This window comes from Paenibacillus sp. JT31N17 (assembly GCF_056269255.1).
In genome coordinates this window covers 230,417-253,173 of sequence record NZ_JBWDNP010000007.1, presented here as the reverse complement: position 1 = coordinate 253,173, position 22,757 = coordinate 230,417, and the positions used below count along the sequence as shown (strand labels likewise).

Here is a 22,757-nt window from a genome sequence, read left to right as displayed (position 1 = left end):
TAAACGATTACATGTATTGGGCAAAGTCTCTTACTTTCGATGCATTCCGGCGTTCACTGCATATTTATGCACTCAATGAATGGTCAGACAACAAGCCACCGTTCAAATTATACGGTGGCTTGGATTAATTCAGGTATCATTCACAGACTAATTGGATGTTCAAGGTTGAAGCACTCTTGCCAGGCTGCGGCTTAAAATTTGAATCATATGATCAATATCCTGTTCCGATACAATTAATGGTGGCATTAACCGAACCGTATCAGGGTTTGGAGCATTAATCAATAATCCTTCATGAAGACAATCTTGAACCAATTCTTTTCCTACCGGCTGCGGCAGGTCAAAAGCCATAAGCAGGCCCTTTCCCCGTATATTGGACAGCTGAAATTTGCCTTTTATTTGCTCCAGCGCCTGGAGCGAGTACAGTCCTTGAATCCGAGCGTTAGTTGAAAGATCCATTCGAATGACTTCATTCACGACTGCTTGTCCCACACTCATAGCAAGCGGTTGTCCGCTATAAGTCCCTCCTTGGTCGCCGGGATCAAAAATATTATATTTGTCCTTGGTTAACATGGCCGAAAGCGGGAACCCGCCTCCGATTCCCTTCCCCAGTGTCATAATATCCGCTTCTATTCCGTAATGCTGATAGGCAAACATCTTTCCTGTCCTGCCCATTCCCGTTTGAATCTCATCAAAAATCAATAAAATCCCTTTTTCGTCGCAAAGCTGACGAAGTTGATTTAAATAATCCGGCTCAGCGGCATGTACTCCGCCTTCTCCCTGAACGAGCTCCAGCATAATCGCACATGTCTTATGATCTATCGAGGACTCGCATGCAAGAATATCGTTTAGCGGCACATGTTTAAATCCGGGAACTTTTGGTGCAAATAGATCTTTCCATTTCTCCTTCCCGGTTGCGGACATGGTTGCAAGCGTACGGCCATGGAAGCTGTTCGTGAGCGTTATGATTTCATTGGCACCGTTTAAAAAGGCAGCACCATATTTCCTGGCCAGCTTAATTGCGCTTTCGTTGGCTTCCGACCCGCTGCTGGCGAAAAATACTTTGTCATAGCAGGTGATTTCCGCTAACCTTTTAGCGAGTTCAATCATGGGTCGGTTATAATAGGCTGGACTGGCCGTAATCAAAGCAGATGCTTGTTTATTCAAGGCCTGTTTAACCGCATCTGGTGAATGCCCCAAGCTTGCTGCCGCCCATCCTCCTACAAAATCCAGGTATCTCTTACCCTCAGTGTCCCATATGTACATTCCTTCTCCGCGATCCATAACGATATCAGGCCGATCAGCAGTAAATAATACGGAGTTCACTGCATCTTTCAAAAGTTCTGCTTTTTCCAAGCCCATCAACCCCACCACCCCAACGCATAATTATTCAATATTAATGAATTATTATACATTTCAGTGATAATAAATGCAATATGGAATCAGAATAATGATTTCATATGCTGAGCATCTTTTCTTATGATGGTTATTTGACATAGCCAAGGATTGATTCCAAAGGAAAGGTTTAAGCAGAGTATCAATGTCACTTGTTCCACTTATATCTCAACCTGCATTATTCTTGTCCACGATGAATGATACTCGGGTCCCGCGGCCAGGACCGCTGCTGATTTGAAGCCCTTTTCCAAAATGCCGTTTTAACCGCAGATCCGTATTAAGCAGACCGACTCCCGAACCGGTGTCTTTTTTGCTCTCCGGCAGACGTTTAAGCAAGCCCTCATCCATCCCGACGCCATCGTCCTCAACCGATATCTCCGCATAAGTTTCATTGTTCGTGACCCGGATCGTAATCGTTCCCCCTTGGGTACGGTTCATGACGCCGTGTTTTATCGAGTTTTCAACAAGGGGCTGGATCGTAAGCTGCGGGATTTTTAATTCTTCGCATTCGTCTATCTCCCAAATGACATGAAGCCGATCGTCAAATCGCTCCTGTTCAATGAACAGATAAGACCGTACAATATTTAACTCATCTTCTATAGGGGAAAGCTCGTCAAGATTTTTAAGCTTATATTTATCCCTCAGAAAATTGCTGAATGCCTCAAGCAGACTGCGCATCCGGTTCATATCGATTTCGCTTAATGCCGCAATGGCATTTAAGGTGTTAAACAGGAAATGGGGCTGTATTTGCGCCTGAAGCCAGGACGCTTCCATCCGCAGCCGCTCGCGTACAGATTGCTTCACGTCCGTCAGCGCTCTGACCCGCGACCGCAATTCCAGCGCATCCACCGGCTTGGTCACGTAATCGTTGGCGCCCGATTGAAATCCGATCCCGATATCCCCGGGCTGGCTTCTCGCCGTAAGCAGCAGTATGGGAAGTTCTGTGATCGTGAATCGGTTGCGGATGGTGCGCGACAGCTCATAACCCGACATCTGGGGCATCATGACGTCCGAAATGATCAAGTCCCATTCCCTGAAGTCCAATGCAGCCAGCGCTTGTCTGCCGCTCGTCACCGTCATCATGTCATATTTCTCCAATGAGAGAATCGTCTCGATTACTTTAAGGTTGACGGGATCGTCGTCCACGACTAATATTCGGGGGCGGTCTGCCGGCAGCTGCGGTTGCTGTCCTGAAGCCGGTTCAAGCTGTTCTGAAGCAGCGGCCAGAGCTGATTTTGCCAAAGCGACCGGTTCGGGAATTCCGCTCCCGGTTTCCGCGAGCAAGGCATCCGGTTCGGCCAGCTGCAGGGTGAAAACGAATTCCGACCCTTGGCCGGGAGCGGAGACGACCTGCAGCGTTCCCTCATGCAGCTCCACCAATTGTTTGCTGATGCTGAGGCCGAGGCCAAACCCTCCCTCAATCATCGTTGGGCTGCGATCACCCTGCTCATAAGGCTCGAACACGCGTCGCATAGTTTCGTGGTCCATGCCGCTGCCCGTATCCGCTACTGCAATATGCGCCTTCCCGTCCTGCACATACCCCCGGATCGAAACCTCGCCTTCATTCGTAAATTTAATCGCGTTGTGAAGCAGATTGAATACGATTTGAATAACCCGGTTTTCATCGGCAAAGACCTGCGGGAAATTGTCGGGAATCCGATCCGTCAGCCGCACCGGCTTACCTTCCGTCATATGATGTAGCATGTCCAATATGCCGGTTGCAATGGTTTGAATGGAGAACCTTTGGAGCTGCAGCCGCGGTATGTTTTCCTTCAATTTCGCCGCATCAAGCAGATCATTGAGCATGAATGACATGCGGCGGCCCACTGACAACAAGACCTCCAGATCCTTGATGCTTTGTTCATTCAAGGAATACCGCTCTCTTTCCAGGACGGCTTGCGACATGTTGAGTATGCCGTGCAGCGGATTACGCAGCTCATGCGACGTATTGGCAAGGAATTCATCCTTCAGCTCATCCGCTTTTTGAAGCTTTGCCGCCAGCCTCCTGGTTTCGAAATGAATTTGAAAATATTGCTTGAACCAGACAGACGCAAAACAGGTCGTCGACACAATCAGATCAAACGGATAATAGACGACTTTAATTCCGCTGGCCATCATAATGCCCCACCATGAAAAGTTGCTCGTGAAGGCAATAAGAGAGAGCAGCAATAGGACATTATCCTTGAAATCCTTCCTGGAAGCCCGGAGCATGGATACGATCGTTAATATAATGGAAATCCCTACGATCGAGGCGTATAAAGGCTGTATCGTCACCACATAATGGGCAGGCAGCAGCAGCGCTAATAATGCGGAAACCCCGCAAAGAAGCGCATAACCCGGGGCAATTCCAGACCAAAAGGAAGGCAGCAGCCGGAACACGCTTTGCAGCAGAGAGTAAGCGACACCCGTCATGGACAAATGAACCAGCTTAAATCCCCATTCGTAATTGATCGGAAGCCAGTAATGCAATAATTTCTCATCGGTCCCAAGAAGATTCATAAGCGTGGCGCTGACAATGAGCATAGAAAAATAAAGCAGTCTTTTCTCCCTGGTTCCGACCACGAATAAAATAATCGCATAGATGGCATGCATCAAAAATACGACGGAGACCATTTGCTGCATAGCCATGGACAGCTGTGTCTCCCGGTCAATCGCTTCTTCCGTCCCGAATTTCATCGACCGGACAATGCCGCTGGGACGGGGATCCTTAAAGTTGGCCGCCTGGACGACAACCTCAATGAGATTGCTGCCGTTTGCTGTGAAGGAAGCGGAGTAGGGAACATTCCGCGCAGTGTACGCCTTCTCATTTTCCCCCGGCTCTCCCGACTTGGCCAGCAGCCGGCCGTTTATATACAATGCCGACGAGCTTCGGACGCTGGGAACGCGAATGCTGAAGTTGATATCGTTGTCCGGATTGACCAGAATCCGCAAACGATAAGAGCCGAAACCGTACGGAGTGTTGTCTCCCGGTTTTAAGGAGGCATCCCAATTACCCGGTACCTGAATATATTGGGACTCCCTAACAGGCTTGATCCTTTCATTATCATCATTGATCAGCCATTCACCAGCATAAAACTCCCATTGACCATCCAGCGTAATCGTACGGCTTTCCGCAGCATTCCAGTCCCGCAAATCCACAAATCCATTCACGGCATAGGGTTGATCGATACCATGGAACGACACAATCCAGAGTACGCGCGAACCGGTTAGAACGATTAAAAACAGGCTGGCAATAATAAAAATTTTCCGGTTTCCAATCTTATGCAGAATATGTGACAAAATAGCCTGTCTCCTCAGCTCAAACTTCATAAAAGGGAAAAGATTGCAGTTATCACAATTAATATGGAAAGTATACCCTAAGCAAATGGCCTGGTTCAATTAAATTAAATACGATGAAAAAGCAGCCAAACGGCCCATAAGAAGGCTGCTGACTGAACGAATTGAGAAGTAGATCCGGCGGCTTTTCAAATGCATATGAAAAAGGGACCCGAATGGCTCGCGTCCCTTGATCATCCCTATATATCCAAGCATATGCCTGACCCTTACAGAACGGCTGTATACGTAAAATGATAGCTGCCCGAGCCCAAAGTGAGCGCAATTCCGCTTTCTGTCCGCTCGATGTAATGAATGCCATCCCCTTCAGCAACAGCCTTTCCGCTTTCTTGAAGCTCTGCTCCAGCAGCATGGGGCAGTTGAACGGAAGCGGTCGTATTAGGCGGAATCGTCACCTGAACCTCCATTGCAGAGCCTTCGCCCACGCTCCATCCGGACTCGACAAGACCATACATCGTCTCGAGGCTTGCCTTGGCCCAGCTCAGTCCTTCTCCAGGATGCGGGTCGATCCGGATATGCTTATAACCCGGCGCCGCCTCGTCCGTATCAATACCTGCCACGCAGCGGTACAGCCAATCGCCAATGGCGCCGTAAGCGTAATGGTTGAAGGAGTTCATATCCTTGCTCCAGAAGCCTCCGTCCTCCCTGATTCCGTCCCAATGCTCCCAAATCGTGGTTGCCCCTTTGGTAACCTGATAGAGCCAGGAAGGATAATCGGTCTGAAACAGCAGCTTGTAGGCCGCGTCATTGCTGCCGATCTGACTGAGCACCAGGTTCAAATACGGGGTGCCGACAAAGCCGGTCGTCAGATGGTGCTTGCTTTCCTCCAGCAGCTCCAGCAGCTTCTTCGCCGCTCTTTCCTTGGCCGGACCCTCCACAAGACCGAACATCAGCGCCAGCACATGAGCGGTTTGGGTCGGGACCGACAATCTGCCGGAAGGTGTGATGAACTCATGCCGGAAAGCATTCAGAACCTGTTCATACACATTCGTATAGTACGAGACGTCCTCTTCCTTCTGGAGCACCGCTGCAGTTTTCACAAACAGGGAAGTGGAGTAGGCGTAGAAGGCTGTCGCGATAAGATCCCGGTCAGTCGCTCCGATATAGGAGCCGGGTTTGGAATCCAAGCCAAGCCAGTCGCCAAAATGGAAGCCGGTATTCCACAGGAATTCCTGCTCTCCTTGTGCGTGCATATAGTCTATCCAGGCTTTCATGCTCTCATATTGCTGCTCCAGAATCTGTTTGTCCCCGTAGCACTGGTAGATGACCCAGGGACAAATGACCGCCGCATCCCCCCAAGCCGCCGAGGAGTGGCTGTTCTCGTCAAGCACATGCGGAATGACAAAAGGAACACCGCCATTGTCAAGCTGATCGGCCGCCAGATCCTTCAGCCATTTGCCGAAGAATGGAGCCACGTTCATCAAATGGGCGGAGGTGCGGATGAACATCTGCGCGTCCCCGGTCCAGCCGAGCCGCTCATCACGCTGCGGGCAGTCTGTGGGAACATCGAGGAAATTGCCTTTCTGGCCCCATAAAATATTATGCTGCAGCTGATTGATCAGCGGGTCCGAGCACTCGAAATCCCCTGTAACCTCCATATCCGAATGCAGCACTACGCCGGTGAAATCCGCAAGCTTGACCGGCTCGCTGAATCCTGTCAGCTTCACGTAGCGAAAGCCCTGGAAAGTGAAATGCGGTTCAAAGGTTTCGGGTCCCTGTCCTTTCAAAATATAGCGGATCGCCTGCTTGGCGCTGCGCAGATTCTCCGTATAGAAGTTGCCTTCCTGGTCCAGCACCTCGGCATGCTGCAGGCTGACCTCATGGCCTTCTTGGCCAGTCACGGTGAAACGGACCCAACCGACCATGTTTTGCCCCATATCGATAACGGTTTCACCCGCGGGCGTTGTGATCAGGGCAATTGGCTGCAGCTCCTCGATTTTACGGACCGGAACATTCTCCTGCGCGACCAGGATGTCTTTGGCGTGCTGCAGCACCTCTGCCTGCTCCCAATCGCCGTCATTATAACCAGCTGTGCTCCAGCCGGCTTTCTCCAGCCGCGCGTCATAGGTTTCTCCATGGTAGATTTCAGACAGTAGAACCGGACTCCCGGATACCTTCCACTGCTCATCCGATGCGATAATGTCCTCGGTGCCGTCATCGTACCGGATATGCAGCTGCAGAAGCAGCGCCGTCCGGTCGCCGTATATATTTTTGTGATCGACCCATCCCAGATTTCCTTTATACCAACCGTTTCCCAGCATGGCGCCAACGGCATTGCCGCCCTCCGCCAGCAGGTCCGTTACCTCGTAGGTCTGATACTGAAGCCGCTCATTGTAGCTGGTCCATCCCGGCGTAAAATAATCCTCTCCCACTCTGATTCCGTTCAGGCTTATTTCATAGATTCCCAGGCTCGTCGCGTAGATTCGGGCGCTCTTCACCTTGGCTTTCACACTGAATGTGCGTCGGAGAAAGGGGGACTGCTCAGACTCCGGAGGGAAGGAGGCAAGCGGCGCACTGACCCAATCGGCCTGCCATCCGGCCGGCTCCAGCAGCCCCGTTTCCCAGTAAGCGATTTCAGACCAGGGAGAAGCTTGTTCTTGTTTGTCCCATACCCGGATATGATAGTAGTAGCGCTGAGCGGCTTCAACATTCAATTCCGATAGAGCAACATGAGTGGACTGATCCGATTGAACCTTCCCTGAATCCCAGAGCGCGGCGCTCAAATCCGCTTCCAGGGAAACTTGAATCTGATAAGCCGACTGCTCCCACGACCTCGTATCGGATTGAACTTGCCAGCTGATTCTCGGCTTACGGATGTCAAGGCCGATGGGATTCTCCCGGTATTCACAACGAAGCTTCGTAACCATTGTCATAACGCATCCTCACCTTTCCAACATATAATGTCCATTCTACTCTGCATACCCCCTATTATAAGGATTGAATTCTTTATTTTTATGCGGTATAAAGGACAATATGTAGAGGTAATCACGACATTTTGGGAAATGGTGATGGGATATGGAGCAGGTCAGACAAACGTTTAAAGCGGAATCGTTTTTCAGCAATCTGCTTCTTTACGTCAACCGGGCGGTAGAGGACTTCACTCTGCCCCTGCATTCGCATGAGTTTATTGAGCTGGCTTATGTAGCCGAAGGCAAAGGGTTTCATTATATAGAAGACGATGTGCAGCGGATTCATCGGGGCCAGCTGCATGTAATTCCCATCGGAACGTCGCATGTGTTTCGTCCTTCATCTACCAATGCCCTGCAGGACCCGTTAATTGTCTATAATTGCATTTTTACAAAGCAGCTCGTTGACAATCTGATTCCGTTGGTCTTCGACGGTCCTATTGCTGCTTACCTCGAAGGACTCAAAGAAGAAACCCTTCCTTACCACGCCGTATTCGATACGGATGATGAGATTGGAAAGCTGTTTCTTTCTTTGTACAAGGAGTATTCACTGCCTCGGAGCGGCTCCACGACTTATTTGAACACGCTGCTGCTGCAGCTGATTGTAACGATCTACCGGCTGCATTCGGAAACAAGCCGCACCGCTCCCGGAAGTCCCGCCCGTTTTCTTCAGTTATTAAGCTATCTGGAGCAGAATTATGCGGAGAAAATAACATTATCCCATTTGACCGAACGGTTCCAATGGAGCGAACGTCATTTGCAGCGGCTGTTCAAGCAGCATACAGGGCAAAGCTTTAATTATTATTTGCAAAGCCTGCGGATTCAGAAAAGCTGTGAGCAGCTTAGAAGCACGCAGCAGAAAATAAGCAGAATAGCCGAAGCTGTCGGTTACAAGGATCTGAATTCCTTCATGGTCCTTTTCCGCAGGATGGTTGGCGAAACCCCCGGCGCCTACCGCCGGCAGTTCAGAGAATAGCGGACGGTTCGCATCGCATAACTGCAGCTGAATCTGCCGGTCCTGTTTTAAAGCCTGCAGCTAGGGGCAGAACTATAGAGGGCAAAACAGCTGCCAACATTTGCCTGCATCTTCAAGAAACCGGCTATTGCTGCACAAGGGAGAACATAATGGAAGGAAACTTTGTTTTTGTTTTGCTGGAGTTGATCTTGATCAATGTGGTGCTCAGCGGCGACAACGCGGTTGTGATCGCCCTGGCAAGCCGCAATTTGCCTGCCGAACAGCAGAAAAAAGCTGTGTTCTGGGGCAGTATGGGGGCCATCGGCCTGAGGATCGTATTGACGTTTGCCGCCGTATGGCTGCTTCGCATTCCGTTCGTTCAGGCGCTTGGAGGACTCCTGCTGTTGTTTATTGCCGTGAAGCTGCTGAAGCAGGAAGAAGAGACGGAAAGCATTCAATCGAGCTCACGCCTGTCGGGCGCCGTCAAAACGATCATTGTGGCCGATCTCGTCATGAGTCTGGACAATGTACTGGCCATGGCAGGCGCGGCTGGCGGGAATCTCCTGCTTATCGTCATTGGTCTGGCAATCAGCATTCCCCTGATTATTTGGGCGAGCCAGCTGCTGATGCGCTTGATGAAGCGATTTCCGATCATTGTCGTGCTGGGAGCGGCACTGCTTGGCTACACCGCAGGCGAGATGATTCTGGATGATAAAGGCGTCAGCGCCTTTATTGAGTCGACGCTTCCCTGGACGAATCATCTGCTTCCTATCGTGCTGGCGATTGCGGTTGTTGCCGTAGGCCATCTGATCAATCGGACCCACAATAAACGGGCGGAAGCGAAAGCCGCCCGCTGAGAACTACAGGCTTGAGATCGGAAGGGAAACACCTCACTTAAGGGGTGTTTCTTCTTTTTTGCCGTCCCTTTGCATAAGCTTGGATAGAAAAGGCGGACGAAGGTGCAAAAAGGGGGCGCTAAAGTTATGCCGAAGTGGGGAAGACGAGGCTGGCACAGCAGCGGCAAACGCCGGAACGGCAAACCCCGCAGCCGCCGGAGGCTGTGGCTGCTCATCATGCTTATTGTATTTCTGTTTATTTTCCAGCTGTTTATATTCGTAGAGCGCAATCTGCAGGGACCGCTGATGACGGTCGCCAAGGTCAGGGTCAAGCAGGTGGCTACGCAGGCAATTAACAAAGCCATCACCGACCAGGTCGCAAGCCAAGGCGATGTCGAGAAGCTGATTGAATGGAAAACCAATAATAGCGGTAAAATATCCGGGTTTATGCTGAATTATGCGGAGCATATGCGGATTACCTCCCAGACCGCCGACCGCGTGCAGGGCATGCTGAATGAAATTAAACACATCCCGGAGAAGATTCCTGTCGGCCAGGCGCTCGGCAGTGCGATCATTGCTTCCTACGGTCCCCGCGTTCCGGTGAAATTCGAGCCGGCTGGAGCGGTTAAGGTGGATCTGGAGACCAGGCAGCAGGATGCCGGAATCAATATGATTCTGGTTGAAGTTTATATGCGCATCGTGGCAGAGGTGTCGATCATCATTCCCTTTGATACTCAACCTGAGCTTGTGGAGACGGAAATTCCCATTTCCTATCTGCTCGTGGTAGGCGATGTGCCCATGTATTACTATGATAACAAGGGCAATCCTGTCGGGGATTCGGCGTCAGGAGCTCCCAGCATCTCACTGCCCATGCAGGAAGGCCAGGACGGCGTCACCACGACGAGCCCGAGAAACAGTGGCGGGACGGACAATGAACAGCAGCTGCCGGATACCTCGACTGATTATTTGAACGAATCCGATAATGACTGGTCGGCGAATAACGGCAGTTGAAAAAAATAGATACAGGAAAAAGGCGCTTGTCATCAAGGACAGGCGCCTTTTCCTAAATAACCGGATTCTTCTTTATAGAAGGGAAATGTCAAGCTCCGTTAGATCTTACAATAATATGCGGCGGGAGAGTTTTTTACGCCAGCGAAATTAATGGTTGCTTTGCTTCAGCTGCCTTCGCTCGCTGTTTTCCCATTGCCGCAGCAGCGGGTAGGGGTCGAAGGACCATTCGATCAGACCGCTGTCCCGGTAAACGCCATAATGCAGATGCGGCGGGAATTTTCCCTGCGTTCCCGGCTTGCCGTAGCCGGAGCTTCCGACGAAGCCCACCAGCTGGCCGGGCTTTACGATGCTGCCGACCCGCAAGTTTTTTTCATAGCCCGACAGATGCGCGTAATAATGATAATTGTTGTTCAAATCGCGGATGCCGAGCCTCCAGCCGCCATAAGGATTCCAGCCTTTAATTTCAACAATGCCGTAGCAGGTGCTTCGCACATTGATTCCATAATTGGCGAAGATATCGGTCCCTTCATGAATGCGGAAGCCGCCCCAGCTTCTGCTTGTTCCCCAGGTACCGCGATAAGAGTAGTTGGTTCCGATAGGAAGCGGAAAAGCATGCTCGAAGAGCTCCAGACGGCCGAAATGTGCATACAGCGCGGAGAATTGGCGGACCCGCTGGACAGCCCGGGTATTGTGGTAATACTGCCAGGCGCCAATGGCGAAGTCCTCTTCCGATGGCCCGAAGTGCGTAAAATGGTCGGCTACTGAATACAGCAGGTCGGTGTCGCTGGTCCGCTTCGCGAGACCGTCGCCATCCCCATCCCTGCCGATGCCGCTGAACCAGCGGATAGAAGCGGGAAGCTGATCCTCCGTGTCAGGATTCAGCTCGCCTGTCCATCCGGGCTCCGTGACGAATACACTGACAAACTCTCCAAGCTGTTTTCTTGTTTTCGGGCGGACTTTGGTGATGGTCCGCTCATACTGATCAACGGCTGCAAGCCGGTACCAGGGAATGCCGGTCAGGCTGCTTATTTGCAGATACAGCGCCTTCCGCTGCTCGAACTCATTTTCCTTCTTGGGCGGTTCGGCGGGCTTCTCCTGCGCTGTTGCAATGCTGCCAAATGATTGCAGCATACCCATCACGCATATCAGGAGCAAGATGGGACAAAGTAAAAACCGTTTCATGGATCCCCTCCTCCTCAGACGGAAATGGCCAAATGGACTGTAGTTATCATTTGCAAATCATTGGTTTTTATCCGAAACGTGCTATAATAAGACGCAGGAGACTACAGAAAGCAGGTATGCTTCAATGAAGACAAAAGAGAAGAACGCTATGCCAAAGCCGGACTGGCTGCGGATAAAATTAACAACAGGCGGCAACTATGCCGAGATTAAAGATATGATGCGTTCCAAGACACTGCATAGCGTTTGTGAAGAAGCCCGATGCCCGAACATCTATGAGTGCTGGGCCAACCGGACTGCAACTTTTATGATATTAGGCGATATTTGCACGCGTGCGTGCCGTTTTTGTGCTGTTAAGACAGGCCTTCCGACCGAGCTTGATCTACAGGAGCCGGAACGTGTGGCGGAAGCCGCGGAGCAGATGGGACTGCGCCACTGCGTGGTCACCTCTGTAGCCCGCGATGATTTGGCGGATGGCGGGGCGATGATATTCGCCGAGACCGTCAAAGCGGTCCGCAACCGCATGCCGCTATGCAGCGTGGAAGTGCTGATTCCCGATTTTCTGGGCAACGAGGCCGCGCTGCAAACCGTAATGGATGTGAAGCCGGATATCCTCAATCATAATATCGAAACCGTTGAGCGTCTCTCGGACCGCGTTCGCGCCAAAGCGAAATATACCCGTTCGCTGGAGCTGCTCAAGCGTGCCAAAGCCATGCAGCCCGGTATCCCGACCAAATCAAGCATCATGCTTGGACTTGGCGAGGAATGGGATGAAATCCTCCAGACGATGGATGATCTTCGCGCGGCTAATGTGGATATACTGACATTGGGACAATACCTGCAGCCGACACCCAATCATCTGGCGGTAGAACGTTATGTTCACCCGGACGAGTTTGCCAAGCTGAAGGAAGAGGGGCTGCGCCGCGGATTCAGCCATGTGGAATCTGCTCCTCTGGTGCGGAGCTCCTATCATGCCCATGAGCAGGTGCAATCGGCAACGGAGGCAAGAACAGCAACATTGTGAGAAGGAGTGGGGAGCACCCTTGATGCATATCAATGGCAGAGCCTATGAATTGATTCACGAGAACAAGGACGGCTGGAACCCCGAAGCATTTCGTGAGCGTTTCAGCGAGGTGCTGGAGCGCTACGATTATGTTATCGGAGACTGGGGCTATAATCAGCTGCGTCTGAAGGGCTTTTTTCGGGATAATCATCCTAAAGCAACAAGAGACAGCGCGTTCTCAAGTATGCTTGATTATATTAATGAATACTGCAATTTCGGCTGCGCTTATTTTGTATTGCAGAGGCATCCCGGCGTCAAGCGCCAGGGAGAGGACGGCAGCGAGCTCGATTCCGAGACGGATAACGCAGAACTGTTTGAGGGTATTGAAGATGCCTATGAGCTTTCTACACAGACAAGTGACGCTATCCAGGGTGAAGAAACCGGCCAGGAGCAGACACGGACTCCTCGGATCGTCAGAGAGCATCAAAGACGCGAATACCATCCCAAGCATCTTCGTAAGGATTCACCCAAGGATGTGGAGAAAGAACCGGTTAAGGAAAACCGCAAGACGTTTAACAAGGATAAAGACCGGGACAGGGACGGCGGGCGCCAGCAATCGGCAATTCAACAGGAGGAGCGGCCCCATAATGGCGAGCGCGAACGCAGCGGCCGGCATCGCAAGCCTCATTTTACCGCGCCTAAGGCACCTGTAGCGGCAGCTGCCGAAATCCAGACGCATTCAAAGCAGAATCAGGGAAATCGTCAGAAGGATTCCGGACCCAAAGCTTAAGATCTGCCAGGCTTTGTGCCGAACCCATCAAACTCAAAAAACCGCGTATCCGGTTATTTTCCGTATACGCGGTTTTTTTTACGGAAATTTACGATAAAAAAATTTGATTTCTATGAAAAATGAGTTACAATATTAAAGTAAGTTAGTGAAAAAATATTACCAACAAAAAGGAGATTCAAACACATGGCTAAAGATTTCTATCAAGCAGTCAAAGAAAGACGTACATTCTACGGGCTTTCAAAAGAATCCGTTTTATCCGATGACCGCATTCAAGAACTCGTTTCCGAGGCTGTTAAACATACGCCATCATCCTTCAATTCCCAAAGCTCGCGCGTTGTTGTCCTGCTCGGAGAGCAGCATGACAAGCTGTGGAATCTGACTAAAGAAGAGCTTCGCAAAATTGTTCCGGCTGAGCAGTTCGCTTCCACTGAAGAGCGGATCAACGGATTCTACAACGGTTACGGAACTGTCCTGTTCTTCGAAGACGAGAATGTGGTCAAAGGACTTCAAGAGCAGTTTGCTTCTTATAAAGATAACTTCCCGATCTGGTCTCATCATGCGTCCGGCATGCTTCAGCTGGTGGTATGGACAGGTCTGGTGAATGAAGGACTCGGCGCATCCCTGCAGCACTACAATCCGTTGATTGATGCAGCTGTGCAGCAGGAATGGGATGTACCGGCAAGCTGGAAGCTTGTTGCCCAAATGCCGTTTGGCAATCCTACAGCAGTTCCTGGCGACAAACAATTCAGCCCCATTGAAGACCGCATGAAAGTGTTCAAATAATGTAATCCGCAATATCCTTTGCAAAATCAAAAGAGTACAGCTGAGCCTTCTTCAGGCATGCTGTACTCTTTTTGATTGTCATGAATAACAGCTCTCAATTAATCTTATAAATGCTGGACATTGTACAGCCGCGCATAGGCGCTGTCTCTGTTCATTAATTCCTCGTGATTGCCCTGCTCGACGATTGATCCGTGCTCGATGACGACGATCGTATCCGCATGGGTGATCGTCGACAGGCGATGCGCCACGATAAGCGTTGTGCGATTCCGCGCAAGCACCGCGAGCGATTCCTGGATCGCATGCTCGGATTCCAGATCCAGCGCGGAGGTTGCTTCGTCCAGAACCAGAATAGCCGGATCCTTGAGAAATACCCGGGCAATGGCAATCCGCTGCTTCTGGCCTCCGGAGAGCTTCACGCCACGTTCGCCGATTTCCGTGTCATAGCCGGCAGGAAGCGCAGTAATAAACTCGTGGGCATTGGCTCTGTGTGCCGCCTCAATGATGGCTTCTTCGGAAGCTGCGGGATCGCCAAGCCGTATATTATCCCTCACCGAGCCGCTGAACAGAATATTATCCTGCAGCACCATGCCAATATGGGATCGTAGGCTTTGCTGCCTGAAGGCTTGAATATCGCGGCCGTCAACCGTAATTTGCCCTTCCTGGATATCATAAAACCTCGCAAGCAGGCTGACCAGAGACGATTTGCCGCCGCCGCTCATCCCGACCAGCGCCACGGTATGGCCCTGTGGAATTGTGAGATTGATATGCTGCAGCACCCATTCGCCGGTATCCAGGTAGCGGAAGGATACATCGCGGAATTCGATATCTCCACGCACCTTCTTGAGCTCGATGGCATCCGGCGCATCTTTGATCTCAGGCTCCTCGTTCAGCAGCTCCATGACCCGCTCCAGCGAAGCGGAGGCTTGTGTAAGCTCTGTGGATGAATTTACCAGCCTTCGCAGAGGGCCGTACAGCCTGTCCAGATACCCGTAGAACGCGACGAACTCGCCAAGGGTAAGCTGCTTCTTGATGACCAGATAACCGCCGCAGGCAAGAACCAGGAGCGGAGCGATCTCGGTCAGAGTATTGGTAATGGATTGTGTCAGAGCGTTCCAGCGGGTCAAGGCAAACGCCCGTTCGAGAAAGCTCCGGTTGCGGACTTGAAACTGCTCCTGCTCGTGAGCCTCGAGAGTGAAGCTTTTCACCACAGGAATCCCGTTGACATGCTCATTAAGATAGCCCTGCATCTCGGCCAGCGACTGGGATCTGGAGCGCGAATAAGCCTGCAGCCGCTTGTAGAGCTTCTTGACCGCATATGCGTATAGAGGCAGGATGGCGATGGCTACAAAGGTGAGCGGCACATTCATATTGAACATGATGACCACCGCAATGACCAGCGTGAACATGTCGAGCCAGATGTTCATCAGGCCGGTTTCAACCAGGGACTTGGTCTGCTCGGCGTCGTTCATGACCCGTGATATGATCTCGCCGGATTTGCGGTTTTGATAGAAGCGGATGGAGAGCAGCTGCAGGTGGGAATACAGCTTGTTGCGCAGATCGAATAAAACGCGGCTTGTGGTGAACTGCGCGAAATATTGCCTGAAGTATTCAATGGGGTAGCGGACGATGACAAACAGGACAAAGGCCAGTCCGATAACGCGCGCCAATTTATCCAATTTCTCATTGGCGGGCAGCGTTGCGGTGAGGATCTCGTCCACCACGTATTTGATAAAAAGCGGCATCGTCAGAGGAATGGCGAATTTCATAATGCCGATGATCAGCGTGAACGCGACCAGCCAGCGGTATGGCTTTACAAATTGCAAATAAGATCGGAAAAGCTTCATATTATTTCACATCGTATCCAAGAAACGCCTCACGCACCCGGTTCCAGAACGGGAAGGGCCGGTACCTGGCGAAGCTGACCTTATGTCCCGCAACACTGCAGCGGATGGATCGGATATCGTTTCTTGTAATGTTTAAATGATCGAATGATAGCTGCAGCCTCTGATCCTTACGCGAAATAATATCGCAATGATGATGCTGCGGCAGAACGACGGAAGAGCCAAGCGTGCGGTACACCCGATTGTTGATTGAGGCGATCTCCGCTATTTGCAGCGATTCTATGGAAGGATGGATAACGGCTCCGCCCAGGCTTTTGTTATAAGCGGTGCTGCCCGATGGAGTGGAAACGACGATGCCATCGCCCCGGAACATTTCAAAGAGTTCGTCATTGATATCGATTTGGGCTACCAAAGTATTGTCCACGCCTTTAAGGGTGAATTCATTCAGCGCATAATGTGTTGAAATGCCTTCGGTCGTGTCCAGTTCAATCTGCGCGATGGGATACCGTACGATCTTCGGTTCATCTTCGGCCATCATGCGAACCAGTTCATCGAGCTCATCAGCCTTCCAATCGGCAAAAAAACCGAGATGACCCGTATGAACGCCGATAAATGCGACGCTGGCGACCCGGTCGGAATAGGAATGAAAGGCCTGAAGCAGCGTTCCGTCACCGCCGATGGAAATGACGATATCCGGTTTTTCCTCATTCCGCGTAAATCCTTTTTCCGCTGCCTTGATGTGAAAATGCTGTGCCAGCTCCTGGGACAGTTTATCGCCTCGATCGACCACTGCGTAGTTCAAAGAAACAAGCTCCTTCCAAAACGGTAGATAGTTCGATCATATCGGAAAACGCCCTTGAATACAATGTCAACCGATGGGACCCAGGCTGTTCCAGAGCAGATAAACAAGCGCCATGGCAAGGATGCCGTGAACCAAGCGCGCGATCAGAAATGGGATATACCGCAGATTCGTCCGGCTGAGCAGACTGGCAACCTGCGCATGTACGGATAATCCGCCCCAGGAAAGAATGAATGCCGCAATCGCAGCCTGATGGACAAGTGAGGTTCCTGCCGCGGAGCCTGAGGCTTGCGCCCCAAGGGTCACTTCGAACAATCCGTTAATCACGGCATTGGCAAGGGACAGCGGCAGGCCGAACAGATTCATGATTCCGCCGAGTATATATGTGAGCACGCCGATCGCTCCTCCGCTTGTCAGCAGCTCCATAATAACGGAGAAGACGACCACAAGGCCGCCGACGACGATCATCAGCCTTAGGGCCGCTTGTACCGCATCCTGAAGCAGCCTGCCAATGGGCCTTCCGTCCAGCAGCCGTGCCTCATGCATGGCCTTAACCGCCTCGACAAGGCGTGACTTGCGCCTCCCTGCGGGGGGAGCGGCTTGCGTATGTGCCGATGATTCATATTTCCGGTCATGGAAGCGCATCATAAGACCTATGAGCAATCCGCCGCCATAGTGGGAAACCGCAAGCAGCGGGGCGAGAGCCACATTATGAAAGAAGCCGACCGATACTGCGCCAATCAAAAAAATCGGGTCCGAGGTAGTGGTGAAGGCTACAAGCCGCTCCCCTTCAGCGCGGTTGACAAGGCGCTGTTCCCACAGCTGGGCAGTCAATCTGGCCCCGACGGGATATCCGGAAGCGTAGCCCATTGTCACGACGAAGCCGCCGATGCCCGGCAGCCGGAACAGCGGACGCATCAAGGGATCCAGCAGCTTGCCGAAGAAATGGACGATTCCGAAACCCAGAAGCAGCTCGGATATAACAAAGAAGGGGAAAAGCGCCGGAAACAGCACCTGCCACCAGATGGAAAGTCCGCGAATGGAGGCTTCCAGCGAAGCGGCGGGAAAAACGGCAAGAAGCAAAACAAAAAGCATGGCGGACCAGGCCGGGATAACAGCCGGGCGGATCAAATACCGGACAATATGCACAAAGTCCCCCTCCAATCGATCTAATAAAAGGCCTACTAATCGATATATGAGCGGAATGGGACAATCATCACAATTGTGGGTAATATATATATAAAGTCGGATACTTTGTTGACAGTTTTCTGTAAAAATAAATTAAAGAAAACGCTTGCAATCCAGGTATTATTTTCGACATGTTTATGGTACACTAGAAGTATATCGAACGCTTGGGGTGATGACTTTATGAGTTTTATTGCCGGCATCCTCGTGTGCGCATTCGTTTACGTAATCCGTGAGTCATTGATGGCTCCCGGTGAAGAGGATTATGAGAGCTGACCTTCGTTGCTTATTTGTACTATCCAATGACCGAATGCCCTCCTTTAGAAGGGCATTTTTTTTGTTTGACCACCTAAGACTTAAGGCGTAAAAAAATAACTTGTCAACTATTACCAAAGACCTACAAAATGGAGATGCATATGACGATGAATAACTATAGAACTATTTATGAGGCTGTTGGCGGATTTGAAGGCATAACGCGAATTGTCGAGGCCTTTTATCCCAGAGTGCAAAAGCATCCCTTATTGGCCCCGCTTTTCCCGGAGGACATTTTTCCCGTTATGGAGAAGCAAGCATTGTTTTTATCCCAATTTTTTGGCGGACCGGCGCTTTATTCCGATCAATACGGCCATCCCATGATGCGTGCAAGGCATATGCCGTTTCCGATTACGCCGGAACGCGCCGAAGCTTGGCTGTCCTGCATGCGCGGAGCGCTGGAAGAGAACGGCTTGCCGGCAGAGCTTCAGGAAATCGTACTTGAGCGGCTGTCCGGCCCTGCCCATCATTTTGTGAACACGAATGAGACGAACGAACAGGAGACGTGATTGCATGGAGCCGCTCTATTTAACCTCGGTCACTTGCATTTGTTGTGAAGCGGACTATCAGAGCTCGCGTGTTAGACCAAGCTTCAAGAAGGCTTCATCGCGTGACAGCGATTTTTGTGCGCATTTCAAGAGTGAAATCAATCCTGATTATTATGTGGTTCGGGTATGTCCCAAATGCGGCTTCGCCTCCACTGAGAATAGTGCTGAACAGCTGAGCGATGCACAGAAGAAGCTTTATTACGACAGGATTGGAATGCATTGGGTGGTGCGTGACTACGGCGGGAGCCGGACCCGGGACCAGGCACTCGAATGCTACAAGTTCGCTTTGATATGCGCCCAGGTGATTGGTGACAAGGAACGCGTTATCGCAGGCATCCTGCACCATATCGCATGGATTTACCGGTATAAGGAGCAGACGGAGCAGGAGCTTCGCTTTCTGCGGTTTGCACTCGGTGCTTATGTCCGCGTCTATGAGACGGAAGGCGTCGACTTGAATAATGCCAAGCTGATGTTTCTGATCGGCGAGCTGCACCGGCGATTAGGTGAGCCAATCGACGCTGTGCGCTGGTTCTCGCGCGTGGTGAACGACAAGAAAATTACGGATGGTTCGATGATCCGCGCCTCCCGCGAGCAATGGCAGCTGCTGCGCTTGGAGAATGCCGGAAATACGGATTTTATTGATGGTGTGCAGGCCAAGATTAACGCATAAGCAATGGTCTTTGAAGGAATATGCAAAAGAAGCCGTCCGGTTATGGGCGGCTTCTTTGTCATGGAGTGAAAATGGTATGGAAGAACAGGCCTGAAACAAGTCACCTAAGCTTGGTATCCGTTAGCAAATAGTCCTGATCCGCGTCAATGACCGTTACGCGGCTGTTGCAGCAGGGGAAAACAAGAAGACGCTTCTTGCCGCTTCGAACATCAGCCAGCTCCCTGGGCCTCATCGGCAGCAGCACGTTATCCCTGCCGCAGAATGGACAGGACGGCACGTAAAGGTCTTTCATGAGAATGTCATAAGGCCAGGTGCGCTCGAAAGGAATCACGAATCGGAGGCTCCTTTGCCGGATTCATCAGATCCGGAATTCTCGGGAGCAGGACTTGCCTTGGCAAGCTCAGCCAGCTTTTGCAATAAAATATGTTTGGGCATATGCATCAGATGCTCAAGCGGAACATTCAACTCTTTGGACAGTTTGATGGCCGTTTCGGCCGAGAGCTGTAACGGTTTGGACATGCAATCAACTCCTCGTATGGCGGCCGGCGCCGGGCAAAGCCCGTCTCACCGCGCGATAACTCAAGCTTAATAACGAATTATTGGCAATAGGGGTCAAGCTTTCGTTATAATTCAGTTATACACCGATGACGTGGAAATCGCAACGCGAGAGCAAAAGATAGGGCAATTATCAGTTTGGAGGAGGAATGCGGCAATGGAGCAAGGGTATCCACAAAGTTGGAATCTGGACGTTCTGTACGAAGGAGGCTCAAAGTCGGAGGATTTCGCAGCGGAATTAAAAGGCATCGAGTCGGATATTGAGGCGCTGGCTGCAGGGCTGCAATCGTCTGCAGCCGGGGGACAAGGCGAGCCCGCATCGACTGCTTCCCTGGGGCAGCTTTCGGATTGGACGCAGCGCATTCAGTCCATCCTGCTCAGACTCCGCCAGTCGGAATCTTTCGTTTCCTGCCTAATGGCGCAGCAGGTGAAGGACACGGCGGCAAGCGGACTTAGCGACCGGGTGAAAACACTGACCTCCAAATTCAATGCAGCACTCACCGATTATGACGAGCAGCTGCGATTGACAGATGAGGCCAAGTGGCAGAGCTGGCTGAAACAAGAGGATATAAGCCCACTTGCCTTTACCTTGAATGAGCGCCGCAGCGCGGCAAAAGAGAAGCTTCCGCCGAGTCTGGAAGCGCTGGCCGGAGAGCTTGCGGTTGACGGTTATCACGGATGGGGTGATTTCTATAACACGATCGTATCCCGCGCCCGTTTTGAAGCCGTGGAGAAGGATGGGACAGTGAAATCCCTCTCGGCAGGACAAATGCACAACCGTCTCTCCAGCGGGGACAGAGCGATACGCGAGGCTTCCTTCGCCGAATGGGAACGAGTATGGGGAGAACAGGCTGAGCTGAGCGCGGAGACGCTTAACCGGATCGCCGGATTCCGGCTCAAGCTGTATGGCAGACGTGGCTGGGATTCGGTGCTTAAGGAGCCCTTGTCCATGAACCGGATGAGCGAGAAGACTCTGGACGCCATGTGGGCAGCCGTTAATGAAGGCAAGCCCGAGCTTGTCCGCTACCTGGAGCGCAAAGCGGAGCTGCTTGGCGTTGCCAAGCTTGACTGGCATGATGTCGACGCGCCGATCGGATCCGCCACACGGACGGTTCCCTACGATGAAGGAGCGGCGTTCATTCTGGAGCAGTTCCGCGCGTTCAGTCCGGATTTGTCCGATTTCTCGGAGATGGCCTTCCGTGACGGCTGGATCGAAGCGGAGGATCGTCCGGGCAAGCGGCCCGGCGGTTTCTGTACGGCCTTTCCGAAAAGCGAACAGACCCGGATCTTTATGACGTATTCCGGCACGGCATCCAATATTTCCACGCTTGCCCATGAGCTGGGCCATGCCTATCACCAGCATGTGATGAATGATATGCCTCCCTTTGCCCAGGAATATGCTATGAATGTGGCGGAGACAGCATCCACCTTTGCCGAGCTGATCGTGTCCGATTCGGCCATGCAGGCGGCTGAGGACCCCGAAGAGAAGCTGGCTCTGCTGGAGGATAAGCTTCAACGGTCGACGGCATTTTTTATGAATATTCATGCCCGCTTCCTATTCGAGACCCGCTTTTACCAGTTGCGCAAAGAGGGAATGGTTGATCATGAGCAGCTCTGCAAACTGATGGAGGAAGCGCAGCGCGAAGCCTACAGCGGCATTCTCGGCGAGGCTCATCCGCATTTCTGGGCATCCAAGCTGCACTTTTATTTGACGGATGTGCCTTTTTACAATTTTCCTTATACCTTCGGTTATCTGTTCAGCAGCGGTATTTATGCGCAAGCCAGGCAGGAGGGACCTGCATTTGCCGGACGTTATGTGGCATTGCTTAGGGATACGGGCCTGATGACGGTGGAGGAGCTTGCGCAGAAGCATTTGGGCGTACGCCTCGATGAGCCGGAATTCTGGCGCGCGGCGGTTGCCCTGACCACAGAGGATGTACGGACCTTTTTGGAACTGACGGAAGATATAAAGAATAAATAGGCTGTTTTCCTGCGGCTGTGGTTGTATTCTCTTCCCATGAATGAATATTGGCGGATTATGGAAAGACTTATAAAGATGTGGCGGTGCGGCATACACTGCTGCGCCGCCGAGCCGATACTCAAAGGAGATAAGCCGTATGGAACGCACATTTGTTATGGTTAAGCCGGATGGGGTAAGACGGGGATTAGTCGGTCCGATCCTTACACGTTTTGAGCAAAAGGGCTTTAAGCTCCAGGATATGAAGCTGATGATGATTGACCGCGAACTGGCGGAGCAGCATTACGGGGAGCACCGCGAGAGACCCTTTTTCGGGGAGCTGGTCAGCTTTCTGACATCGGGAAAGGTATGTGCGATGGTGTGGGAAGGACCGAATGCAATAGCGGGCGCCCGTCTTCTCATCGGCCAGACCAATCCGGCAAACGCCGCCCCAGGAACGATACGAGGGGATTTTGCGCTAGAGGTTTCAGAAAATATTATTCATGGCTCGGACTCCGCTGAAAGTGCCGGCCGGGAAATCGCTTTGTTTTTCGGAGACGCAGAGGAGCCAGATATTCCAAGATTTAATGTTGATGAGATTGATAGTTATCAGGCGGAAGGCACGGTTCACTAGATAGGTGAAGCTTCCATAATCCGAACCCCGGGTCAAATTCATCTTGTGAATTTGGGGGTTGACGATAT

18 protein-coding genes and 1 pseudogene are annotated in these 22,757 nt (G+C 51.5%); 10 read left to right on the top strand and 9 right to left on the bottom strand.

The window, feature by feature from the left end; translation table 11 throughout:
- Positions 1-159: 159 nt before the first annotated feature.
- The 3 genes from AC0YOB_RS22780 to AC0YOB_RS22770 all read right to left on the bottom strand — a co-directional run bounded on the left by AC0YOB_RS22780 (position 160) and on the right by AC0YOB_RS22770 (position 7,598).
- Positions 160-1,359: an aspartate aminotransferase family protein gene (locus AC0YOB_RS22780; RefSeq protein WP_475794701.1), complete on the bottom strand. Its 1,200-nt coding sequence runs from the start codon at positions 1,357-1,359 to the stop codon at positions 160-162.
- 201 nt (positions 1,360-1,560) lie between these two features.
- Positions 1,561-4,671 (bottom strand): hybrid sensor histidine kinase/response regulator, encoded by a 3,111-nt coding sequence (locus tag AC0YOB_RS22775; RefSeq protein WP_475794700.1) that lies wholly within the window; start codon positions 4,669-4,671, stop codon positions 1,561-1,563.
- A 263-nt stretch (positions 4,672-4,934) separates the two neighbouring features.
- Complete coding sequence (locus AC0YOB_RS22770; RefSeq protein ID WP_475794699.1) at positions 4,935-7,598, bottom strand: family 78 glycoside hydrolase catalytic domain; 2,664 nt, start codon at positions 7,596-7,598, stop codon at positions 4,935-4,937.
- Between the two features lie 142 nt (positions 7,599-7,740).
- Here AC0YOB_RS22770 and AC0YOB_RS22765 point away from each other — a divergent pair, with 142 nt between their 5' ends.
- The 3 genes from AC0YOB_RS22765 (at position 7,741) to yunB (ending at position 10,433) form a co-directional block, all read left to right on the top strand.
- The gene (locus AC0YOB_RS22765) at positions 7,741-8,607 is read left to right on the top strand and encodes an AraC family transcriptional regulator (RefSeq protein ID WP_475794698.1); all 867 of its coding nucleotides are present in this window, start codon (positions 7,741-7,743) and stop codon (positions 8,605-8,607) included.
- 149 nt (positions 8,608-8,756) lie between these two features.
- Complete coding sequence (locus AC0YOB_RS22760; RefSeq protein ID WP_475789444.1) at positions 8,757-9,443, top strand: TerC family protein; 687 nt, start codon at positions 8,757-8,759, stop codon at positions 9,441-9,443.
- Between the two features lie 126 nt (positions 9,444-9,569).
- Positions 9,570-10,433 carry a sporulation protein YunB gene (yunB, locus tag AC0YOB_RS22755; protein WP_475789445.1) on the top strand — a complete coding sequence of 288 codons (864 nt, stop codon included), beginning with the start codon at positions 9,570-9,572 and terminating at the stop codon, positions 10,431-10,433.
- Between the two features lie 147 nt (positions 10,434-10,580).
- Here the strand turns inward: yunB and AC0YOB_RS22750 are convergent, their stop codons facing one another.
- Positions 10,581-11,615, bottom strand: coding sequence for a M23 family metallopeptidase (locus AC0YOB_RS22750; protein WP_475789446.1), 1,035 nt, complete (start codon positions 11,613-11,615; stop codon positions 10,581-10,583).
- A 67-nt stretch (positions 11,616-11,682) separates the two neighbouring features.
- Between AC0YOB_RS22750 and lipA the strand changes: the two are divergent.
- From lipA to AC0YOB_RS22735, 3 genes and pseudogenes are all read left to right on the top strand, one after another.
- A pseudogene (gene lipA / locus AC0YOB_RS22745) lies at positions 11,683-12,636 on the top strand (lipoyl synthase); the annotation flags it as partial.
- A gap of 22 nt (positions 12,637-12,658) precedes the next feature.
- On the top strand, positions 12,659-13,405 hold the full coding sequence (locus AC0YOB_RS22740) for a YutD family protein (protein ID WP_475789558.1): 747 nt from the start codon (positions 12,659-12,661) through the stop codon (positions 13,403-13,405).
- Between the two features lie 183 nt (positions 13,406-13,588).
- Positions 13,589-14,188, top strand: a complete 600-nt coding sequence (locus AC0YOB_RS22735; RefSeq protein ID WP_210038177.1) for a nitroreductase family protein — start codon at positions 13,589-13,591, stop codon at positions 14,186-14,188.
- Positions 14,189-14,292: 104 nt separating this feature from the next.
- On the opposite strand, the gene AC0YOB_RS22730 is transcribed toward AC0YOB_RS22735, so the two are convergent.
- The 3 genes from AC0YOB_RS22730 to ylbJ all read right to left on the bottom strand — a co-directional run bounded on the left by AC0YOB_RS22730 (position 14,293) and on the right by ylbJ (position 17,923).
- Positions 14,293-16,032: an ABC transporter ATP-binding protein gene (locus AC0YOB_RS22730; protein WP_475794697.1), complete on the bottom strand. Its 1,740-nt coding sequence runs from the start codon at positions 16,030-16,032 to the stop codon at positions 14,293-14,295.
- Position 16,033: 1 nt separating this feature from the next.
- Complete coding sequence (locus AC0YOB_RS22725; RefSeq protein WP_210038179.1) at positions 16,034-16,831, bottom strand: NAD kinase; 798 nt, start codon at positions 16,829-16,831, stop codon at positions 16,034-16,036.
- 66 nt (positions 16,832-16,897) lie between these two features.
- Positions 16,898-17,923, bottom strand: a complete 1,026-nt coding sequence (ylbJ, locus tag AC0YOB_RS22720; protein ID WP_475794762.1) for a sporulation integral membrane protein YlbJ — start codon at positions 17,921-17,923, stop codon at positions 16,898-16,900.
- A 512-nt stretch (positions 17,924-18,435) separates the two neighbouring features.
- Between ylbJ and AC0YOB_RS22715 the strand changes: the two genes are divergently transcribed.
- Both AC0YOB_RS22715 and AC0YOB_RS22710 read left to right on the top strand, forming a co-directional pair.
- Complete coding sequence (locus AC0YOB_RS22715) at positions 18,436-18,834, top strand: globin domain-containing protein (RefSeq protein WP_475794696.1); 399 nt, start codon at positions 18,436-18,438, stop codon at positions 18,832-18,834.
- A gap of 4 nt (positions 18,835-18,838) precedes the next feature.
- Entirely contained in the window at positions 18,839-19,543 is a 705-nt protein-coding gene (locus tag AC0YOB_RS22710; protein WP_475794695.1) for a DUF2225 domain-containing protein, read from the top strand.
- 100 nt (positions 19,544-19,643) lie between these two features.
- Here AC0YOB_RS22710 and AC0YOB_RS22705 read toward each other — a convergent pair whose 3' ends face one another.
- Together AC0YOB_RS22705 and AC0YOB_RS22700 are read right to left on the bottom strand one after the other, a co-directional pair.
- On the bottom strand, positions 19,644-19,874 hold the full coding sequence (locus tag AC0YOB_RS22705) for a hypothetical protein (RefSeq protein ID WP_210038183.1): 231 nt from the start codon (positions 19,872-19,874) through the stop codon (positions 19,644-19,646).
- Entirely contained in the window at positions 19,871-20,062 is a 192-nt protein-coding gene (locus AC0YOB_RS22700; protein WP_475789450.1) for a YycC family protein, read from the bottom strand. The genes AC0YOB_RS22705 and AC0YOB_RS22700 overlap by 4 nt, the downstream gene beginning before the upstream one ends.
- 193 nt (positions 20,063-20,255) lie before the next feature.
- Here AC0YOB_RS22700 and AC0YOB_RS22695 point away from each other — a divergent pair, with 193 nt between their 5' ends.
- Entirely contained in the window at positions 20,256-22,079 is a 1,824-nt protein-coding gene (locus AC0YOB_RS22695) for a M3 family oligoendopeptidase (RefSeq protein ID WP_475794694.1), read from the top strand.
- A 136-nt stretch (positions 22,080-22,215) separates the two neighbouring features.
- Positions 22,216-22,689, top strand: coding sequence for a nucleoside-diphosphate kinase (gene ndk, locus AC0YOB_RS22690; protein WP_475794693.1), 474 nt, complete (start codon positions 22,216-22,218; stop codon positions 22,687-22,689).
- Positions 22,690-22,757: the final 68 nt, after the last annotated feature.

Bases quoted from the DNA above. Each gene is read 5' to 3' on its own strand.
- AC0YOB_RS22700 (WP_475789450.1), bottom strand. From the start codon at position 20,062: ATGTCCAAACCGTTACAGCTCTCGGCCGAAACGGCCATCAAACTGTCC.
- AC0YOB_RS22740 (WP_475789558.1), top strand. From the start codon at position 12,659: ATGCATATCAATGGCAGAGCCTATGAATTGATTCACGAGAACAAGGAC.
- AC0YOB_RS22695 (WP_475794694.1), top strand. From the start codon at position 20,256: ATGGAGCAAGGGTATCCACAAAGTTGGAATCTGGACGTTCTGTACGAA.
- ylbJ (WP_475794762.1), bottom strand. From the start codon at position 17,923: ATGCTTTTTGTTTTGCTTCTTGCCGTTTTTCCCGCCGCTTCGCTGGAA.
- AC0YOB_RS22765 (WP_475794698.1), top strand. From the start codon at position 7,741: ATGGAGCAGGTCAGACAAACGTTTAAAGCGGAATCGTTTTTCAGCAAT.
- AC0YOB_RS22715 (WP_475794696.1), top strand. From the start codon at position 18,436: ATGAATAACTATAGAACTATTTATGAGGCTGTTGGCGGATTTGAAGGC.
- AC0YOB_RS22760 (WP_475789444.1), top strand. From the start codon at position 8,757: ATGGAAGGAAACTTTGTTTTTGTTTTGCTGGAGTTGATCTTGATCAAT.
- AC0YOB_RS22735 (WP_210038177.1), top strand. From the start codon at position 13,589: ATGGCTAAAGATTTCTATCAAGCAGTCAAAGAAAGACGTACATTCTAC.
- AC0YOB_RS22710 (WP_475794695.1), top strand. From the start codon at position 18,839: ATGGAGCCGCTCTATTTAACCTCGGTCACTTGCATTTGTTGTGAAGCG.
- AC0YOB_RS22780 (WP_475794701.1), bottom strand. From the start codon at position 1,359: ATGGGCTTGGAAAAAGCAGAACTTTTGAAAGATGCAGTGAACTCCGTA.
- AC0YOB_RS22750 (WP_475789446.1), bottom strand. From the start codon at position 11,615: ATGAAACGGTTTTTACTTTGTCCCATCTTGCTCCTGATATGCGTGATG.
- AC0YOB_RS22770 (WP_475794699.1), bottom strand. From the start codon at position 7,598: ATGACAATGGTTACGAAGCTTCGTTGTGAATACCGGGAGAATCCCATC.
- ndk (WP_475794693.1), top strand. From the start codon at position 22,216: ATGGAACGCACATTTGTTATGGTTAAGCCGGATGGGGTAAGACGGGGA.
- yunB (WP_475789445.1), top strand. From the start codon at position 9,570: ATGCCGAAGTGGGGAAGACGAGGCTGGCACAGCAGCGGCAAACGCCGG.
- AC0YOB_RS22730 (WP_475794697.1), bottom strand. From the start codon at position 16,032: ATGAAGCTTTTCCGATCTTATTTGCAATTTGTAAAGCCATACCGCTGG.